Annotated in this window: 15 protein-coding genes; 8 read left to right on the forward strand and 7 right to left on the reverse strand. The window is 74.3% G+C overall.

Translation table 11 applies throughout. The annotated features are described in order from the left end of the window. Positions 1-337: 337 nt before the first annotated feature. Positions 338-1,417, reverse strand: a complete 1,080-nt coding sequence (locus tag ACFV3R_RS32470) for a DUF3533 domain-containing protein (protein ID WP_385590631.1) — start codon at positions 1,415-1,417, stop codon at positions 338-340. Between the two features lie 452 nt (positions 1,418-1,869). Here ACFV3R_RS32470 and ACFV3R_RS32475 point away from each other — a divergent pair, with 452 nt between their 5' ends. Together ACFV3R_RS32475 and ACFV3R_RS32480 are read left to right on the forward strand one after the other, a co-directional pair. Beyond that, the gene (locus tag ACFV3R_RS32475) at positions 1,870-5,682 is read left to right on the forward strand and encodes a DNA polymerase III subunit alpha (RefSeq protein ID WP_385590633.1); all 3,813 of its coding nucleotides are present in this window, start codon (positions 1,870-1,872) and stop codon (positions 5,680-5,682) included. Then, positions 5,679-6,734 carry a hypothetical protein gene (locus ACFV3R_RS32480; RefSeq protein ID WP_385590635.1) on the forward strand — a complete coding sequence of 352 codons (1,056 nt, stop codon included), beginning with the start codon at positions 5,679-5,681 and terminating at the stop codon, positions 6,732-6,734. Before ACFV3R_RS32475 ends, ACFV3R_RS32480 begins: the two co-directional genes overlap by 4 nt. Before the next feature lie 37 nt (positions 6,735-6,771). Here ACFV3R_RS32480 and ACFV3R_RS32485 read toward each other — a convergent pair whose 3' ends face one another. Next, positions 6,772-7,347 (reverse strand): pyridoxamine 5'-phosphate oxidase family protein, encoded by a 576-nt coding sequence (locus ACFV3R_RS32485; RefSeq protein ID WP_385590657.1) that lies wholly within the window; start codon positions 7,345-7,347, stop codon positions 6,772-6,774. Positions 7,348-7,838: 491 nt separating this feature from the next. Here ACFV3R_RS32485 and ACFV3R_RS32490 point away from each other — a divergent pair, with 491 nt between their 5' ends. The 3 genes from ACFV3R_RS32490 (at position 7,839) to ACFV3R_RS32500 (ending at position 10,640) form a co-directional block, all read left to right on the forward strand. After that, positions 7,839-9,011 carry a methyltransferase domain-containing protein gene (locus tag ACFV3R_RS32490; protein WP_385590637.1) on the forward strand — a complete coding sequence of 391 codons (1,173 nt, stop codon included), beginning with the start codon at positions 7,839-7,841 and terminating at the stop codon, positions 9,009-9,011. Between the two features lie 167 nt (positions 9,012-9,178). Continuing rightward, entirely contained in the window at positions 9,179-9,565 is a 387-nt protein-coding gene (locus ACFV3R_RS32495) for a GntR family transcriptional regulator (RefSeq protein ID WP_385590639.1), read from the forward strand. A gap of 112 nt (positions 9,566-9,677) precedes the next feature. Further along, positions 9,678-10,640, forward strand: coding sequence for a pirin family protein (locus ACFV3R_RS32500; protein ID WP_385590641.1), 963 nt, complete (start codon positions 9,678-9,680; stop codon positions 10,638-10,640). A gap of 30 nt (positions 10,641-10,670) precedes the next feature. On the opposite strand, the gene ACFV3R_RS32505 is transcribed toward ACFV3R_RS32500, so the two are convergent. The 3 genes from ACFV3R_RS32505 to ACFV3R_RS32515 form a co-directional block, all read right to left on the reverse strand. Further along, positions 10,671-11,021 carry an ArsR/SmtB family transcription factor gene (locus tag ACFV3R_RS32505; protein WP_385590643.1) on the reverse strand — a complete coding sequence of 117 codons (351 nt, stop codon included), beginning with the start codon at positions 11,019-11,021 and terminating at the stop codon, positions 10,671-10,673. A gap of 9 nt (positions 11,022-11,030) precedes the next feature. Then, the gene (locus ACFV3R_RS32510) at positions 11,031-11,243 is read right to left on the reverse strand and encodes a hypothetical protein (protein WP_385590645.1); all 213 of its coding nucleotides are present in this window, start codon (positions 11,241-11,243) and stop codon (positions 11,031-11,033) included. A 227-nt stretch (positions 11,244-11,470) separates the two neighbouring features. Then, positions 11,471-12,046 (reverse strand): TerD family protein, encoded by a 576-nt coding sequence (locus tag ACFV3R_RS32515; RefSeq protein WP_385590647.1) that lies wholly within the window; start codon positions 12,044-12,046, stop codon positions 11,471-11,473. A gap of 152 nt (positions 12,047-12,198) precedes the next feature. On the opposite strand from ACFV3R_RS32515, the gene ACFV3R_RS32520 reads away from it, so the two are divergent. Together ACFV3R_RS32520 and ACFV3R_RS32525 are read left to right on the forward strand one after the other, a co-directional pair. After that, positions 12,199-12,609 carry a BlaI/MecI/CopY family transcriptional regulator gene (locus ACFV3R_RS32520; protein ID WP_385590649.1) on the forward strand — a complete coding sequence of 137 codons (411 nt, stop codon included), beginning with the start codon at positions 12,199-12,201 and terminating at the stop codon, positions 12,607-12,609. Between the two features lies 1 nt (position 12,610). After that, positions 12,611-13,540 (forward strand): M48 family metalloprotease, encoded by a 930-nt coding sequence (locus tag ACFV3R_RS32525; protein WP_385590651.1) that lies wholly within the window; start codon positions 12,611-12,613, stop codon positions 13,538-13,540. A 163-nt stretch (positions 13,541-13,703) separates the two neighbouring features. On the opposite strand, the gene tatA is transcribed toward ACFV3R_RS32525, so the two are convergent. Together tatA and ACFV3R_RS32535 are read right to left on the reverse strand one after the other, a co-directional pair. Next, on the reverse strand, positions 13,704-13,946 hold the full coding sequence (gene tatA, locus ACFV3R_RS32530) for a Sec-independent protein translocase subunit TatA (RefSeq protein ID WP_385590653.1): 243 nt from the start codon (positions 13,944-13,946) through the stop codon (positions 13,704-13,706). Between the two features lie 314 nt (positions 13,947-14,260). After that, positions 14,261-14,716 carry a tellurite resistance TerB family protein gene (locus ACFV3R_RS32535; protein WP_385590655.1) on the reverse strand — a complete coding sequence of 152 codons (456 nt, stop codon included), beginning with the start codon at positions 14,714-14,716 and terminating at the stop codon, positions 14,261-14,263. A 329-nt stretch (positions 14,717-15,045) separates the two neighbouring features. On the opposite strand from ACFV3R_RS32535, the gene ACFV3R_RS32540 reads away from it, so the two are divergent. Beyond that, a partial coding sequence (locus tag ACFV3R_RS32540) for an acyltransferase family protein (RefSeq protein WP_385590659.1) occupies positions 15,046-15,741 on the forward strand: 696 nt, incomplete at its 3' end.

Consider the following 15,741-nt stretch of genomic DNA (forward strand, 5'->3'; position numbering starts at 1 on the left):
GGGAGACGGTCGAAAGCTGACGCCCTGTCAGCTCTGGGTGTCGGAAAGCTGCTGGTGAGCGGATGTTTGCTCACGTTGCATGCGACGATTCCCGGCGTTTTGCGAAAGGCCGGCCGGTCCGTTCCCGGGCAGGGCGGGCGGCTCGTCGGAGCGGCGGCCGAGGTCACCGGGAATGTCCGCGGGATTCCTGGCCGGGCGTTCCGTCAATCGCCGCTTCCGAAAAGATGATTTGCCAATCAGGCTGCAGTCTCGTTCTAATGTTCGCGAGCCGGAACGGTCAACTCGACCTCTTCCGGCTCGTGGTGGCCGCCCGTGGAGGGGGCGGGCGGCTGCATGCTCATCCCGTCGCGGGGCGCCCGTGGGTCCGGCGTCGCCGGGTGCGCAGCGCGGCGGCGGTCAGGGTGACGACGGTGCCGCCCACGGCCCAGCCGGCCAGGACCCAGAGCGGCCCGGCCACCCCGTGGTCGCCGAAGTACGCGATCGAGCGCGCCGACCACGTGCCGGCGCCGGGTGGCAGCGCCGGCCCGATCGCCCGCCAGAACGGCGGCAGCAGCGGGTAGGGGTAGGCGCCGCCCGCGCTCGGGTTGCCCGCCACGACCACCACGAGGATCGCCAGCCCGATCCCCACGATCCCTGCCACTCCCTGGAACGCCAGCGTGGTCGCACCCACCGCGAAGACCACCAGCGCCCCCAGGCCCCACAGCGCCGCCACGCTCCCCGGCAGCGCGCCCACCAGGGGGCCGATGACGACTGCGCCGGCCAACCCGGTCAGCAGGGAGTACAGGGCGAGTGCGCCGACGCGGATGATGGCGCGGGTGGTGGTCGTCGGCCGGGCCCCGTAGCTGATCGCGAGGATCGCGGCGCAGAGATAGCCGCCCACGCACCAGCCCACCACGAGGTAGAAGGCCGACAGCCCCCGGGCGTCACGGCTGCTCGCCGGTGCGACGTCGACCGTCCGCACCGTCCGGCCCTGCGCCTTCTCGGCCCGGCTCACGACCTCCGCCACGGCCCCGGGGAGCGAGGCCCCGGCGCCGCTCGCCACCAGGAGCTCGTCGGTCCTGCCGCGGGGGGCCACGACCAGCGCGGCGTCCAGCGAGCGGTGCCGGACCCGCTGCTCGGCCTCGCCCCGGCCGGAGACCACCCGGGGGTCCAGCGGGGAGCCGGGCAGCCGGTCCAGGCGCCCCGCCACCTGCCGCGCGGCATCACCCGGGGCCGCGACGCCCAGGGTCACGTCCTGCGGCCGGGGGGAGTGGAAGGCGCCCGAGTAGGAGGCGATGAAGAGCGTGGTCAGTACGAACACGCCGAACACGAGCAGGACCGCGCGCACGGTCACCGCGTCCCGCAGCTCCCGGACGAGGGACGGCGGGCTCGTCCGGTCCTCCGGCGCGGGCCTCGGGCGGCCGTCCTCTTTCGCCATCTGTCCTACCCTCCCGTCCTCCGGGTGCCGGCCCGTCCCGGCGGACGGCACCCGTTCATCCTCGTACCGCCCCGGGCCCCGCGCAGGCCCGGCTGGCCCGAACGGCGGACCGGCCTCCCCGAACGGCCCCTCCCTCCCCGGCGCCGACGAGGCCCGTCCTGCACCGCCCCGCCGCGTCGCGGACCCGGCTCGGTGCGGGCGGGCCGTGACGGACGGGCGGACGGGTCGGGGCGGCCGGGAGGCCGTGGGGGCTGTGGTGGCAGTGGTCGGGGGAGGGGAGGGGGCTGGTGGACGAGGTGATCGAACAAGGGAGGCGGGAGCCGTCACGTCCACCCCTGCAAGCCCACCCGCCCCACTGGTTTCGTACGAACGTTCGAAAACGCGCTATGGTGGGGGAGGGACCATGGAAGAAGCAGGTCATACAGGGGGTGCTCGCGTCACGGGAGGTGCGGATGTCACGAACCGAGCCCACCGTGTTCCCCCACCTCCACACGGCATCCGGGTTCTCCCTCCGCTACGGCGCGTCCCACCCCGAGCGCCTGGTCGAGCGGGCGGCCGAGCGCGGCATGGACACGCTCGCCCTCACCGACCGGGACGGACTCGGCGGAGCGGTCCGGTTCGCCAAGGCCGCGGCCGGTGCGGGGGTGAGACCGGTGTTCGGTGCCGACCTCGCCGTGCCCGAGACCGCCCCCTCGCACACCGCGCCCCGCCGCCGCACCCCCGTCAAGGGGGGTGCCTTCGTGCCGGAGCCCGCCTCCCGCGCGGTCTTCCTCGCCCGGGACGGGGCCCGCGGCTGGGCGGCGCTGTGCCGACTGGTCTCCGCCGCCCACGCGGACGGCGTCCGGGGAGGCGACCGGCCGGCCGACGGCCGGTCGAACGGGACCGGGCAGCCGGCCCTGTCCTGGGCCGGTCTCGACACCGCCGCCGCGGGCCTGGTGGTGCTGCTGGGTCCCGAGTCCGAGCCGGTCCGCGCCCTGGCCGCCGGCCGCCCCGACGTGGCCGCCGCCCTCCTCACCCCCTGGCGGGAGCGGTTCGGCGAGGCACTGCGCCTGGAGGTCGTCCACCACGGCCGCACCGGCACCGGCCCCGGTTCCCTGCGGCTGGCGGCCCGCACCCTCGGCCTCGCCGTCGACCAGGGAGTCCAGGCCGTGCTGACCAACGCCGTGCGCTACGCCGACCCGGGGCAGGGGCCGGTCGCCGACGTCCTGGACTCCGCGCGCCGGCTGGTCCCCGTCGACCCCCACCACCCCGAACGCCGCGACACCGGCGAACGCTGGCTGAAGGACGCCGGCGCCATGGCCGGCCTCGCCCGCCAGGTCACCGAGGCGGCCGGCCTCGGCCGTGACGTGGCGCACCGGCTGCTGGCCATGACCGCCGAGACCGCCGAGGCCTGCCGGGTCGACCCCGAGCAGGACATCGGGCTGGGCCGCGTCCACTTCCCCGAGCCGCACCTGGTCGGCGCGGGGAGGCGGTCCGCCGCCCGGGTGCTGCGCTCCCGCTGCGCCGCGGGCATGGTGCTGCGCGGCCACGACCGGGACCGCCGGCACTGGGAGCGGATGGACCACGAGCTCGACATCATCGACCACTACGGCTTCGCCTCCTACTTCCTCACCGTCGCCCAGGTCGTCGACGACGCCCGCGACCTGGGCATCCGGGTCGCGGCGCGCGGGTCGGGCGCCGGCTCCCTGGTCAACCACCTCCTCGGCATCGCGCACGCCGACCCCCTGGAGCACGGGCTGCTGATGGAACGCTTCCTGTCCAAGCGCCGGCCCGTGCTGCCCGACATCGACATCGACGTGGAGTCGGCACGGCGGCTGGAGGTGTACCGGGCGATCTTCGACCGGTTCGGGACCGAGCGGGTCGCGACCGTCGCCATGCCCGAGACCTACCGGGTGCGCCACGCCGTACGCGACGTGGGGGCCGCCCTCGGCATGGACCCGGCGGAGGTGGACCGGCTCGCCAAGGCCTTCCCCCACATCCGCGCCCGCGACGCCCGGGCCGCGCTGGCGGAACTGCCCGAGCTGCGGGAACTGCGGGAGGAGGCGGCCACCGGTCGCCACGGGCAGCTGTGGGAACTGGTGGAGGGGCTGGACGCACTGCCCCGCGGCATCGCCATGCACCCCTGCGGCGTCCTGCTCTCCGACGCCTCACTGCGCGACCGCAGCCCCATGGTCACCAGCGCGCAGAGCGGCGGCGGATTCGCGATGTCCCAGTTCGACAAGGACGACGTGGAGGACCTGGGGCTGCTCAAGCTCGACGTGCTGGGGGTGCGCATGCAGTCCGCGATGGCCCACGCCGTCGCGGAGATCGACCGGACCACCGGGCGCCACGTCGACCTGGACGCGTTCGCCCTGGGCCGCCGCCCCGGCGCCCGGCCCGCCCGCCCCCGGACCGCCGCGGAAGACGCCGCCCCGGGCGGGGACGGCCACCGGGAGGCGGACCGCCCGGCGCGCGCGGGCACACCTCGCCGCCCCGCGCCCGAGACCGTGGAGCCGGTGCTCGCCGGGGACCGCGCCACCTACGACCTCATCCGCTCCACCGAGACACTGGGCTGCTTCCAGATCGAGTCGCCGGGCCAGCGCGACCTGGTGGGCAGGTTGCAGCCGGAGACCTTCCACGACCTGGTGGTGGACATCTCGCTGTTCCGCCCCGGGCCGGTCGCCGCCGACATGGTCCGCCCCTTCATCGAGGCCCGCCACGGCCGCCGGGCCGTCCGCCTGCCCCACCCCGACCTCGCCGAGGCGCTGCACGACACCTACGGCGTGGTCGTCTTCCACGAACAGGTCATCGACATCGTGGACACCCTGACCGGCTGCGGCCGGGGGGAGGCGGATCGGGTGCGGCGGGCCCTGTCCGACCCCGAGTCCCAGGCGCGCATCCAGGGATGGTTCCGGGAGAAGGCCGCCGCGCGCGGCTACCCGCCCGAGGTCGTCGACCACACCTGGGAGATCGTCGAGGCGTTCGGCTCCTACGGCTTCTGCAAGGCGCACGCCGTCGCGTTCGCGGTGCCGACCTACCAGTCGGCCTGGCTCAAGGCACACCACCCGGCGGCCTTCTACGCGGGCCTGCTCACCCACGACCCGGGCATGTACCCCAAGCGCCTCCTCCTCGCGGACGCCCGGCGCCGGGGCGTGCCCGTCCTGCCCCTGGACGTGAACCGGTCGGGCGTCGATCACCGGATCGAACTGGTGTCTGGCAGTAGTCGGACATCTCATGACACCGATGAGCCGGTATGGGGACTGCGCCTCGCCCTCGCCGACGTCCACGGCATGCGCGAGGACGTCGCCGAACGGATCGTGTCCGGTCAGCCCTACGCCTCGCTGGCCGACCTGTGGCAGCGCGCACGCCCCGGCCGCCCGGTGGCCGAACGGCTCGCCCGCGTCGGCGCGTTGGACGCCTTCGGGGCGAACCGGCGGGACCTGCTGCTGCACGTCGCCGAACTGCACGCCCACCAACGCGGGACGTCGGCAGGACAGTTGCCGTTGACCGGCCTCGGCGACGAGGGACCGGGAGGAAGGGAGGCGACCGAGACGGCCGACAGCCTCGGCCTGCCGGACCTGAACGACGCCGAACGGCTCAGCGCCGAACTGGGCGTCCTCGGCATGGACACCACCCGCCACCTCATGGCCGACCACGCGGAGTTCCTGGCGGAGCTGGGCGTCCTGCCGGCCAACCGGCTGCGCACCGCCCGCCACGGCGAGACGGTCCTGGTCGCCGGCGCGAAGGCCGCCACCCAGACCCCGCCGATCCGCTCCGGCCGGCGGGTCGTCTTCACCACGCTCGACGACAGCACCGGGCTGGTCGACTGCGCCTTCTTCGACGACAGCCACGAGGCGTGCGCCCACACCGTCTTCCACTCCTGGCTGCTGCTGGTGCGCGGCACGGTCCAGCGCCGCGGCGCGCGCAGCTTCAGCGTGGTCGGTGAGGCGGTCTGGAACCTCGCCGAACTCGCCGAACTCCGCGCCGAGGGCGGCCTGGAGGCGGTCGCCGCGCGCCTCGCCCAGCCACCGGCGTCCACCGGCGAGGCGTCCGCAACGTCCGAAACGGCGCGCACCGAACCCGCACCCGAGCACGCCGCCGCGGTCGCCGGCGGGGCGCAGCCCGACGGCACCGCCGACGGCACTCCCGCCCCGACCGGACCCGGCCGCGTCATCCGCCTCCCCACCGGCTACGAACTCCATCCCTGGGCCGACCTCCGGCCCGCCGGTGAACCCGCGCCCGGCGGACGCAAGTTGTGGCACTCCAGCCCGGGGAGCGCAGGATGAGCACCGCTGACCGGAGCGGAGCACGGCCACCGGGGCCGGCCGCCGAACCCGCCACGCTGTACGTGCGGTTCCGGCGGTCCACCGGGCCCGACCGGGGCGCACCGCCGGACGAGGACCTCTACGCCCGGCTGCTCGACCTGCTCGGCCGGTTCACCCCCACCGTGCAGGCGCTGCCCCCGGACGCGGCGCTCGCCGACGTGCGGGGCGCCCTGCGCTACTTCGGCCGGGACGCCGCGGGCATCGCGGAGCTGATCCGCGTGCGCGCCCTGGCGTGGCACGGTGTCGACTGCTCCGTCGGCGTGGCCGTCAACCCGCTGCTCGCCCGGATGGCCGCCCAGCAGGCGGCACCCGGCGAGGTCCGCGGGGTGGGGGGTGCGCCCGAGGGCGTGGCGGAGTTCCTGGAGCGCAAACCCGTCACCGCCCTGCACGGCGTCGGCCCCGCCACCGCCCGGACCCTGGCCACCTACGGCCTCGACAGCGTGGGCCGGGTCGCCGCCACACCCCCCGCCACGCTGCAGCGCATCCTGGGCGCCCGCAACGGCCGGCTGGTCGCCGAACGCGCCCGCGGACTGGACCCCACCCCGGTCACCCCCAACGCCGCCGCGCGCTCCATCGGGGCCGAACACCGCTTCCCGCACGACGAGCTGGACGAGGACCGGCGGCGCAGGGCGCTGCTCTCCCTCGCGGACGAGCTCGGCGGCCGGCTGCGCGGCAGCGGCCAGGTCGCCCGCGCCCTCACCCTCACCGTCCGCTACGCCGACCGGTCGGTGACCTCGCGCTCCCGCCGACTGGAGGAGCCGACCGCCCACGGCCCGGCCCTCGTCCGCGCCGCCTACACCCTGCACGCCGCACTGGGCCTCCAACGGGCACGGGTACGGGCGGTCGCCCTGCGCGCCGAGGACCTCGGACGGGCCGAGAACGCCGCACGCCAGCTCTCCTTCGACGCCTCGGACGACAAGGCCCGCCGCATCGAGGCCGCGATCGACCGGGCACGGGCCCGCTTCGGCGCCACCGCGGTGGGCCCCGCGGCGCGCTACGACGACCGCCGGTAGCCCGGCCACGTCTCCGGCTCCGGCCGGGCGCGCGGCCTCAGCCGTACAGGCCCTCCTCGTACCCGGCGCCGTAGTGCTCCTCCAACGCCGCCAGCGACGCCTGCGGGGTCTCCAGGGCCTTCACCATCCGGGCCCGGGAGGGCAGCGCGTCCGGCTGCCAGGTCTCCGGGCGCCACAGAGCGGACCTCAGGTACGCCTTGGCGCAGTGGTAGAAGACCTCCTCGATCTCCACCAGCAGCGCCAGCCGGGGCCGGTGCCCCTTGACCACCATGGCGTCGAAGAAGGGGGCGTCCCGCACCAGCCGCGCCCGTCCGTTGATCCGCAGCGTGTCACCGCGGCCCGGTATCACGCTCTCCAGACCCACGTGCGGGTTGGCCAGCACGTTGGCCCAGCCGTCGACCCGCCGGTTGCCGGGCCGGTCGGGCAGCGCGAGCGTGGTGTCGTCCAGGACGTGGACGAATCCGGGCGGGTCACCCTTGGGGGAGACGTCGCAGTGCCCCTCGGCGTCCGCCGTCGCCACCAGGCAGAACGGTGACCGGGCCAGCCACGCCCGGTCCAGGGGCGCCAAACGGTCGCGGACCTTGAACGCCGCGTGGGAGTTCGGCTCACCCATCAGCTCCCGCAGTTCGGTCGCCGAAGTGATCTCCGCGACCTCCGGACCCGCCGGCCCGCACCGGCCCGCCGCAGCGGAACCGGCCGGGGCGGCCCCGTCCTCGCGACCCGCGGTGGAAGTCTCCGTGCCCGCCATGACGCTCCCCCTCCTGCTGCCCCTCCGGCCCCGACGCCGCCCGACCACAGCCCGGCGAGACCTCCCGGACGATCGGACGGCCACCACCGTACGCCCGGGCACCGACACCGACACCGACACCGACACCGACACCGACACCGGCACCGACACCGGTATCGACACCGGCACCGGCGGAGGGGGAGCCCGCGTGGGGGCCGGCACCGGGGCAGCCGGTCAGGGCGCCACGCCCCGAGGCCCCGTCACCGGCCGTATGCGGAGCGGGGAGTTGTCAGTGCCGGCTGCCATGCTCGTGGTGAGCGTCCGAGGGCGGGCGCCCACCGGGAAGGCGGAGCAGCGTGGACCAGGAGCGAGCCGACGTGAGAACAGGTGCCGTGCCCGCACGTGCCCCGGGGGCCGCCTACTGGGACACCGCGGCGGCCGGTTACGACGACGCCCCCGACCACGGCCTGCACGACCCCGGGGTGCGCGCCGCCTGGGCGGAGCGGCTGCGCACCTGGCTGCCGGAGCGGCCCTGCCGGGTACTGGACCTCGGCTGCGGCACCGGGAGCCTCGCCCTCCTCGCCGCCCGGCAAGGCCACCACGTCACGGCCCTCGACCGCTCCCCGCAGATGGTCGAGCGGGCCCGCGCCAAGCTCGCCGGGACGACGGCGCAACTGCTGGTGGCGGACGCCGCCGCGCCACCGCTGGCGGCCGGCCGCTTCGACGTCGTCCTGGTGCGCCACCTGCTATGGGCGCTGCCCGACCAGGCCGCCGCACTGCGGCGCTGGGCCTCACTCCTGGCCCCCGGCGGCCGGTTGGTGCTCATCGAGGGCGTCTGGGGCGAGGCGGCGACGGCTCGCACGGGACTGCCGCTGCGACGGCTCCTGGACCTGACCCGGCCGCTGGCCACCCACCTGCACACCGAGAACCTCGCCGGCGACGCCCGCCTGTGGGGCCGGGCGGTACCCGACGAACGCTACGCACTTCTCGCCCGCACCGCGGACGCCCCTCCCCGCCACAGCCGCCACCGGGAGATCGTCGACGTCCACCTGATCCTGCGTCGCGGAGCGGAGGTGCTGCTGGCCCGGCGGGCCGGCACCGGGTACGCCGACGGCCTCCTCCACGCGCCGTCCGGGCACCACGAGGACGGCGAGGACGTCCTGGCTGCCGTCATCCGGGAGACGGAGGAGGAGATCGGGTTGCGCCTGGCCCCCGAGGAACTGCGCGCCGTGGTCGTCATGCAGCACTTCGCCCCCGGCGGCGAGCCGCGCGTCGGCTGGTTCTTCGAGGCGGTGCTCGACGACGCCTCCGACCGCCGACCCGTCAACCGCGAGCCCCAGAAGTGCTCGGAACTCGGCTGGTACCCGCTGGCCGACCTCCCGGAGGACATGGTCGCCTACTGCCGGGCGGGACTGGACGCCTACCGCAGCGGCCGGCGCTTCGTCCTGCACCGCCACCACCCGGACGACGACATCGCCCACGACCGCGCACGGCCCAGCCGGGCGATCGCCCTGGACGGACCGGGGCCGGCGGACCACGGAGGGAAGTGAGGCCAGGAGGGCCCGGACCGGAAGGGGGGACGGGCGGGCACCGCCCCGCCCGGCACCGCCGGCGGGCCCGCTCACCGCACCCGCCGCCCCCGGCGCGCACAATGGGGTGCCCCCGTCCCCGCGCTCGCCCGTCCCCGCGGCGACGCCACTCACCAGGAGAGCCCGTCGTGCCGCCCACCCTGCGGATCAGGATCGACCACGAAGCGCCCGACGCCCCGTTCGAACAGGTGCGGACCCAGATCGCCGAGCAGGCACGCCAAGGCGCACTCCCCGTCGGCTTCAAGCTGCCGACGGTGCGGGGCCTGGCCGAGGAACTCGGACTCGCCGCCAACACCGTCGCCAAGGCCTACCGGGTGCTGGAGCACGACGGCGTCATCGAGACCCGCGGCCGGCACGGCACGTTCGTGGCCGCCGCGGGCGACGCGGCCGTGCGGCAGGCCGCCCGGGCAGCCCAGGAGTACGCCCACCGGGCCCACCACCTCGGGCTGGACCAGGAGGCCGCCCTCGCCGCCGTGCGCGACGCCCTGCGCGCCGCCTACGAGACCAGCGCCTGACCCGGCCGCCTCGACACACGCCCACCGGTCCGCGCCGCCCACCGCCTCCCCGCCGCACCGCGCGAGCCTCCTGACGCCCCGCCCGGCACCACCGGCTGCCTAGGGTGGAGGCATGAGCAATCTCGACGTGCGTCCCGCCCCGCGGCTGTGCGGGGGCGGCGGCAGAACGGGGCCGGTACGCGACCTCCAGCCCGGCAAACAGGTGCCGCTCGGCGAAAGCACCCTCGTGCGCCGGCTGCTGCCCAACCTCGGACGCCGGATGGTGGGCGCCTGGTGCTTCGTCGACCACTACGGTCCCGACGACATCGCGGGGGAGCCGGGCATGCAGGTGCCGCCGCACCCCCACATCGGACTCCAGACCGTCAGCTGGCTCCGGGAGGGCGAGGTGCTGCACCGTGACAGCCTCGGCTCGCTGCAGACGGTGCGCCCCGGCGAACTGGGCCTGATGACCGCCGGCCGTGCCATCGCCCACTCCGAGGAGTCGCCCCGCGACCACACCCGCCACCTGCACGGCGCCCAGCTGTGGGTCGCGCTGCCCGAAGCCCACCGCGACCGCGCCCCGGCCTTCGAGCACCACGCCGGTCTCCCGGTCGTCGCGGGCGGCGGCGGACTCACCGCCACCGTCATCCTCGGCACCCTCGACGGCGCCACCTCACCCGGCACCGTCCACACCCCCCTGGTCGGCGCCGACGTGGCGCTCGCCGCCGGCACCGACACCCGCCTCCCGCTCGACCCCGACTTCGAGTACGCCGCCCTCACGGTCTCCGGCACGGCGGAGGTCGACGGCGTCCCCCTGGCCCCCGGCTCCCTGCTGTACCTCGGCTGCGGCCGCAGCGCCCTCCCGCTGCGCGCCGACGTCGACAGCTCCTTCGTCCTCCTGGGCGGCGAGCCCTTCGAGGAGCAGATCGTGATGTGGTGGAACTTCGTCGGACGCAGCCACGAGGACATCGAGCAGGCCCGCGAGGAGTGGACGACCGGGACACGGTTCGGCCGGGTGACGGGCTATGAGGGAGGGCCGCTCCCAGCTCCGGAGCTCCCGAAGGTGCGCCTCAAACCGCGAGGCGACCTACGGTGACCAGTGCGGGGGAGTCGGGCGGTAAGGGGATCAGAGAGTGGCCATGAGGGCGTCTGCCAGCTGCGCGATGCGTCTCTCGTTCCGCCGGAAATGGGTCCGCCTGCCCCTGCGGACGGTGTGCACGAGACCCGCTCGCTGCAACACGCTCAGGTGCTGGGAAACGGTCGACGGCGCCAGGCCCGCCTTGGCCTGGATGTGCGAGGCGCACACGCCGACTGCCCGGCGGTCCTCGTCCGCTTCGAACTGGCCGAAGTGCGCATCGGGATCCCGCAGCCACTGCATGATCTGCAACCGGCTCGGGTTGCTGACGGCCTTGAACGCCTCCGCCAAGTCCCTGGAGCGCGAGTCCGCCTCCGCCATCACGGTTCCCCCCTCTGACACCGGTTCCTGTCAGGTGCCGCCTTGGACGAGCAGGTTGATCTGGTCGGGGTCGAAGACGACCCACTGCGCGGACGTGAGACCTGTCAGCCTCAACCGGCACAGGGACACGCCTTCCGGTGTCTCCCACCACCCGGTGACGGTGCCGGTCCGCGGCCGCCCGCCCGGTATCTGCACGATCACCGGCTGGTAGGTGGCGCGGACCTCAACTTCCGGTGGTGGCACGGGGAAGGTGCGATCGTGTCGGGAAGCTGTGCATGCACCCGGCTCACCCATGGCGTGGCCCTCCTTGCTCGACTTGATGCCGCAGGCGAGGGACTGCCGGCCCGTCCGACCGGCACCGCCGGGACCGGGCCCGAGGCCCCCGCCGTCCTCTTCCAGGCCTCACCCGGCCCTCCGGTCCCGTCCCGCTGACCGCAGCCTGCTCTGCGCCGGAGACCCGCGCGACCGGGTCAGACGTTGACGCCGAAGTCCTGGGCGATGCCCGCCAGCCCGGAGGCGTAGCCCTGGCCGATGGCTCGGAACTTCCATTCGCCGGCGTTGCGGTAGAGCTCGCCGAAGACCATCGCGGTCTCCGTGGAGGCGTCCTCGGTGAGGTCGTAGCGGGCCAGTTCGGCGTTGTCGGCCTGGTTGACGACGCGGATGAAGGCGTTGCTCACCTGGCCGAAGCTCTGTCCGCGGGCGTCGGCCTCGTGGATGGAGACGGGGAAGGTGATCCGGGCGACCTCGGGGGGTACGGCGGCGAGGTCGACCTTGAGGGCCTCGTCGTCGCCCTCGCCCTCACCGGTGAGGTTGTCGCCGGTGTGCTGCACCGAGCCGTCCGGGCTGACGAGGTTGTTGTAGAAGACGAAGTGGCTGTCGGAGAGGACCTTGCCGGACTCGTCACACAGCAGGGCGCTGGCGTCCAGGTCGAAGTCGGTGCCGGTGGTGGTGCGCACGTCCCAGCCCAGGCCGACGAGGACGGCGGTCAGACCGGGGGCTTCCTTGCTGAGTGAGACGTTTCCACCCTTGGCGAGGCTGACGCCCATGCTGCTCCTCCTTGGCTCGGCGGTCCCCGTCCGGGGGCGCGTGCTCGGTGTCGCTGACAAGAGGTGAAACTACAGCACTGTAGAAGTGGGAGTCATCCGGTGGCCTCACCGTTCGGCACAATGTCCTGAGAGGAAGGCGAGCGGAGGAAGTCGTGCCGGAGGAAACGTCTGGGCCGGAGGGTGAACGGGGGCGGCGCCGGGGCCAGGGGGAGCTGGAGGCGATGGTGCTGACGGCCCTGGGGCGGGCGCAGAGCCCTGTGGCTGCGGAGTGGGTCCGCGCCCGGCTGGGTGTGGAGGTCGCCTACACCACGGTGCTGACGATCCTGACCCGTCTGCTGGAGAAGGGGGCCGTCACCCGTGAGCGCCGGGGGCGGTCGTTCGTGTGGACGGCGGTGGCTGACGGGGCGGGGCTGGCGGCCGGCCGCATGCGTCGCGTCCTCGACGGCGAGAGCGACCGGGAGGCCGTGCTGGCCAGCTTCGTCTCGGCGCTCTCCACACAGGACGAGCAGCTCCTGCGCTCCCTGCTGAGCGAGGCCGAGCAGGACGAGCAGGACGAGCGCTGAGATGGGTGTCCTGGTCCTGCTGCCGCTCGTCGCGCCGGTCACCGCCTGGCCGGTGGCGCGGCTGGCCGAGCGGCACCTCCACCCCCGCCTGGGGGCGCAGGTGCTCACCGCGACCGGCGCCGTGCTGGCTGCGTGCAGCACCCTCTGCCTGGTGCTGCTCGCCATCGTCGGGACGGCCCAACTCCCCGGCAACCCGCTGCCCGACGGCTGGTCCGACCCCCAGGTGCGGCAGGCCGTGCCGCACTCCGCGCTCCTCGGCAAGGCGTCCATCATCGCTCTGTCCGCCGTGGCCATGGCCACTTACGGGGCGGTGCGACGCCACTACCAGGTGCGCGGAGCGGCGCAGAGGGCTCTGCACGGAATCCGCCGGACCTCCGTGGTGGTGCTGCCCGACGCCGTGCCCTACGCGCACACGGTGCCGGACGTGCACGGTCCCATCGTGGTGTCCACGGCGATGCTCGCCGGTCTCTCCTCGCGCGAACGCCGGGCGCTGTTCGCGCACGAACGTGCCCACCTGCGCCGCCGGCATCACCGCTACCTGCTCACCGTGCGGCTCGCGGCGCGCGCCAACCCCTTTCTGCTCCCCCTGCGTGACGCGGTGACCTACTGCGTGGAGCGGTGGGCGGACGAGGAGGCGGCGCACGCGGTGGGGGACCGCCGCCTGACCGCCCGGGCGGTGGGGAGGGCGGCGCTGATCTCGACGGGACCTCCTGCCGCGACGTGGGCGGCTTTCGCCGCCACCGGGCCGGTGCCCCGGCGCGTCGAGGCGCTCCTGGCGCCGCCTCCCCTCCCTCGTCTGTGGACCCGGTTCTCCGCGCGTTTCGGCCTGGCCGCCGGTTCCGCGGTGGCCGGGACCGCGCTGTCCGCGCTGTCCTCGGCGAACTCCACGATCACCTTGCTGCTCATCCTCAAGGCCGCCACCCCGTGGTGAGGCGGGGCGTACGGTAGGTCCCGGCGGCTCGGAAGCGGCGGTGCCTCGCGCACACCGCAGCGTCACCGTCGTGGTGAGTGGTGACCGATGCCGGTGATGGGCCCGGAGTCCGTCCGGCGGGCGAGCAGCGCCGGTGTGCGACCGCGACCGTGGCCGCGGGACGTCACCTGCTCGTCTGCGCGGCGGGCGCGGTTGCCGGCTGGGCAGGGGCGGCCGGCGGCGGGGCGGCTCCGTTCCCCGTGGACGCCGAATCCTCCGCCTTCATGGCGCGGGTCTCGCTCTTGAGGATGCGCAGCGACTTGCCCAGGGCTCGTGCGGTGTCCGGGAGTCTGCGGGATCCGAAGAGCACGATGACCACGAGAGCCACGATGAGCAGGTGCCAGGGTTCAAGACCGTTGCGGAGCATGCTGTTACCTCTCCGGCTGGGTGACCAGCCGCTTACGTGCCTGGTGGAGCCGCGTGCGGCACAGGCCGGCGGACGTGGTGCCACCGACTGAGCCGCTGTCGGGCAGGCGCCGTCGACCTGTGAGTTCCGACGGCCATTATGCTCCTACAGTCTTGTAGAAATTAAGCGGGCCGTGGCGCTCGGGCTGCCGGCCCCCGGGGGTGCCATGCGCTGTCCCGTTCCGCGCGGCCCGGGCCGGGGGTTGCGTTGCGTGCCGCGGGCCCGCGGGAGGGCAGGTGCCGTCCCGCGAGCCGCCGCCCCGGAGGGGCGCCGCCCTACAGGTCGAACTCCTGCGGCGGCAGGCCGAGGGTGAAGCAGGCCTCGCGGACCACTGCCTGCTCGTCCTTGTCGAAGTTGCCGTCGGCCCCGCCGATGACGATGCCGATCTGGACCACCGCCCGCCCCTCCGCCGGCTTCTTGCGCGCCTTGGCGACCTCCTGCAGGACACTGACCTTGCCGAAGTCGAAGTCCGCGGTCAGCTTCTGCAGGTTCGCCTCGAAACGGCGCCGGAGGTCGTCGGCGGGGAAGTTCTGCAGCACCTCGTTGGAGGAGATCAGCTGCGCCACCCGCTGGCGTTCGGCCGGGTCGACCGTGCCGTCGGCTGCTGCCACCAGGGCGCACATCGCCATGCTGGCGTCGCGGAAGGCGCCGCTCTTGAGGTCGTTCTTACGCGCCACGAGCTGGGTCTGCATCGTTGCTGCGGACTCCTTGAGACGGTCCCACAAGGCCATGCGCACTCCGAGTGTCGTGGTCGACCCGCCGGGCGGTGCGCGGCGGGTCGACCTGGTTTCTACAAGCGTGTAGAAATAGTAGTCGAGCGTCGGGGCGCCTCCCAGGAAGATCCGGCCAACCGGAGAACGTCTCCTCACACCGCCCGCTCGTGGCGTGAACTGCGCCACGTACGCGACGGCGGCTCAGGAAACACTCAGAGAGCCCCCGTACGGTCGAACGGCCGATACCCCACGTCGGTTCCCCAGAGTCCTGCATGCCAGCCCCACCTGCTCCAGGAGGCGCCGTGCCCCACCACCGGGCCGAGCACCGAAGCGGTCAGCGCACCGCGATGCCCCCACACCGGGCACAGTCCATATCCGTGGCGCCCCCCACCGCCCGGCCGTCTCCGCCCGCAGCGGCGAAGGAGTCCGCACCCGCCCGCGCGCGCGACGCGTTCTTCGACAACGCCAAGTACCTGGCGATCGTCCTGGTCGCGGTCGGGCACTCGTGGGAGCCGCTGCGTGACGGCAGCAAGACCGCCGCGGCCCTGTACGACCTGGTGTTCTCCGTGCACATGCCGGCGTTCATCATCATCTCGGGCTTCATGTCCCGCCGCTTCGACGCGAGCCCCGGCAGGCTCCGGCGACTGGTCGCCGGCGTCGCGGTCCCCTACGTGGTCTTCGAGGTCGCGTACTCGTTGTTCAAGCGGTACTGCGACCACGACCCCGGCTTCTCGATCAGCCTGCTCGACCCCTGGTACCTGACCTGGTTCCTGGTGTGCCTGTTCGTGTGGCGTCTGACCACCCCGCTGTGGCGCACCCTGCGTTGGCCGGTGCCCGTCTCCCTGCTGATCGCCGCGCTCGCCACCACCTCGCCCGACATCGGCAACGACCTGGACATGCAGCGTCTTCTGCAGTTCCTCCCCTACTTCGTGCTCGGGCTCAACCTCAGGCCCGAGCACTTCCACCGCCTGCGCAACCGGCGCGCACGCCTGCTGTCCCTGCCCGTGCTCGCCGCGGCGGTCGCAGTGGCCTACTGGGCCGCC

The organism is Streptomyces sp. NPDC059740, from assembly GCF_042733155.1.
In the GTDB taxonomy this organism is placed as follows: Bacteria; Actinomycetota; Actinomycetes; order Streptomycetales; family Streptomycetaceae; genus Streptomyces.

Bases quoted from the DNA above. Each gene is read 5' to 3' on its own strand.
- ACFV3R_RS32470 (WP_385590631.1), bottom strand. From the start codon at position 1,417: ATGGCGAAAGAGGACGGCCGCCCGAGGCCCGCGCCGGAGGACCGGACG.
- ACFV3R_RS32475 (WP_385590633.1), top strand. From the start codon at position 1,870: ATGTCACGAACCGAGCCCACCGTGTTCCCCCACCTCCACACGGCATCC.
- ACFV3R_RS32480 (WP_385590635.1), top strand. From the start codon at position 5,679: ATGAGCACCGCTGACCGGAGCGGAGCACGGCCACCGGGGCCGGCCGCC.
- ACFV3R_RS32485 (WP_385590657.1), bottom strand. From the start codon at position 7,347: ATGGGTGAGCCGAACTCCCACGCGGCGTTCAAGGTCCGCGACCGTTTG.
- ACFV3R_RS32500 (WP_385590641.1), top strand. From the start codon at position 9,678: ATGAGCAATCTCGACGTGCGTCCCGCCCCGCGGCTGTGCGGGGGCGGC.
- ACFV3R_RS32515 (WP_385590647.1), bottom strand. From the start codon at position 12,046: ATGGGCGTCAGCCTCGCCAAGGGTGGAAACGTCTCACTCAGCAAGGAA.
- ACFV3R_RS32525 (WP_385590651.1), top strand. From the start codon at position 12,611: ATGGGTGTCCTGGTCCTGCTGCCGCTCGTCGCGCCGGTCACCGCCTGG.
- tatA (WP_385590653.1), bottom strand. From the start codon at position 13,946: ATGCTCCGCAACGGTCTTGAACCCTGGCACCTGCTCATCGTGGCTCTC.
- ACFV3R_RS32535 (WP_385590655.1), bottom strand. From the start codon at position 14,716: ATGGCCTTGTGGGACCGTCTCAAGGAGTCCGCAGCAACGATGCAGACC.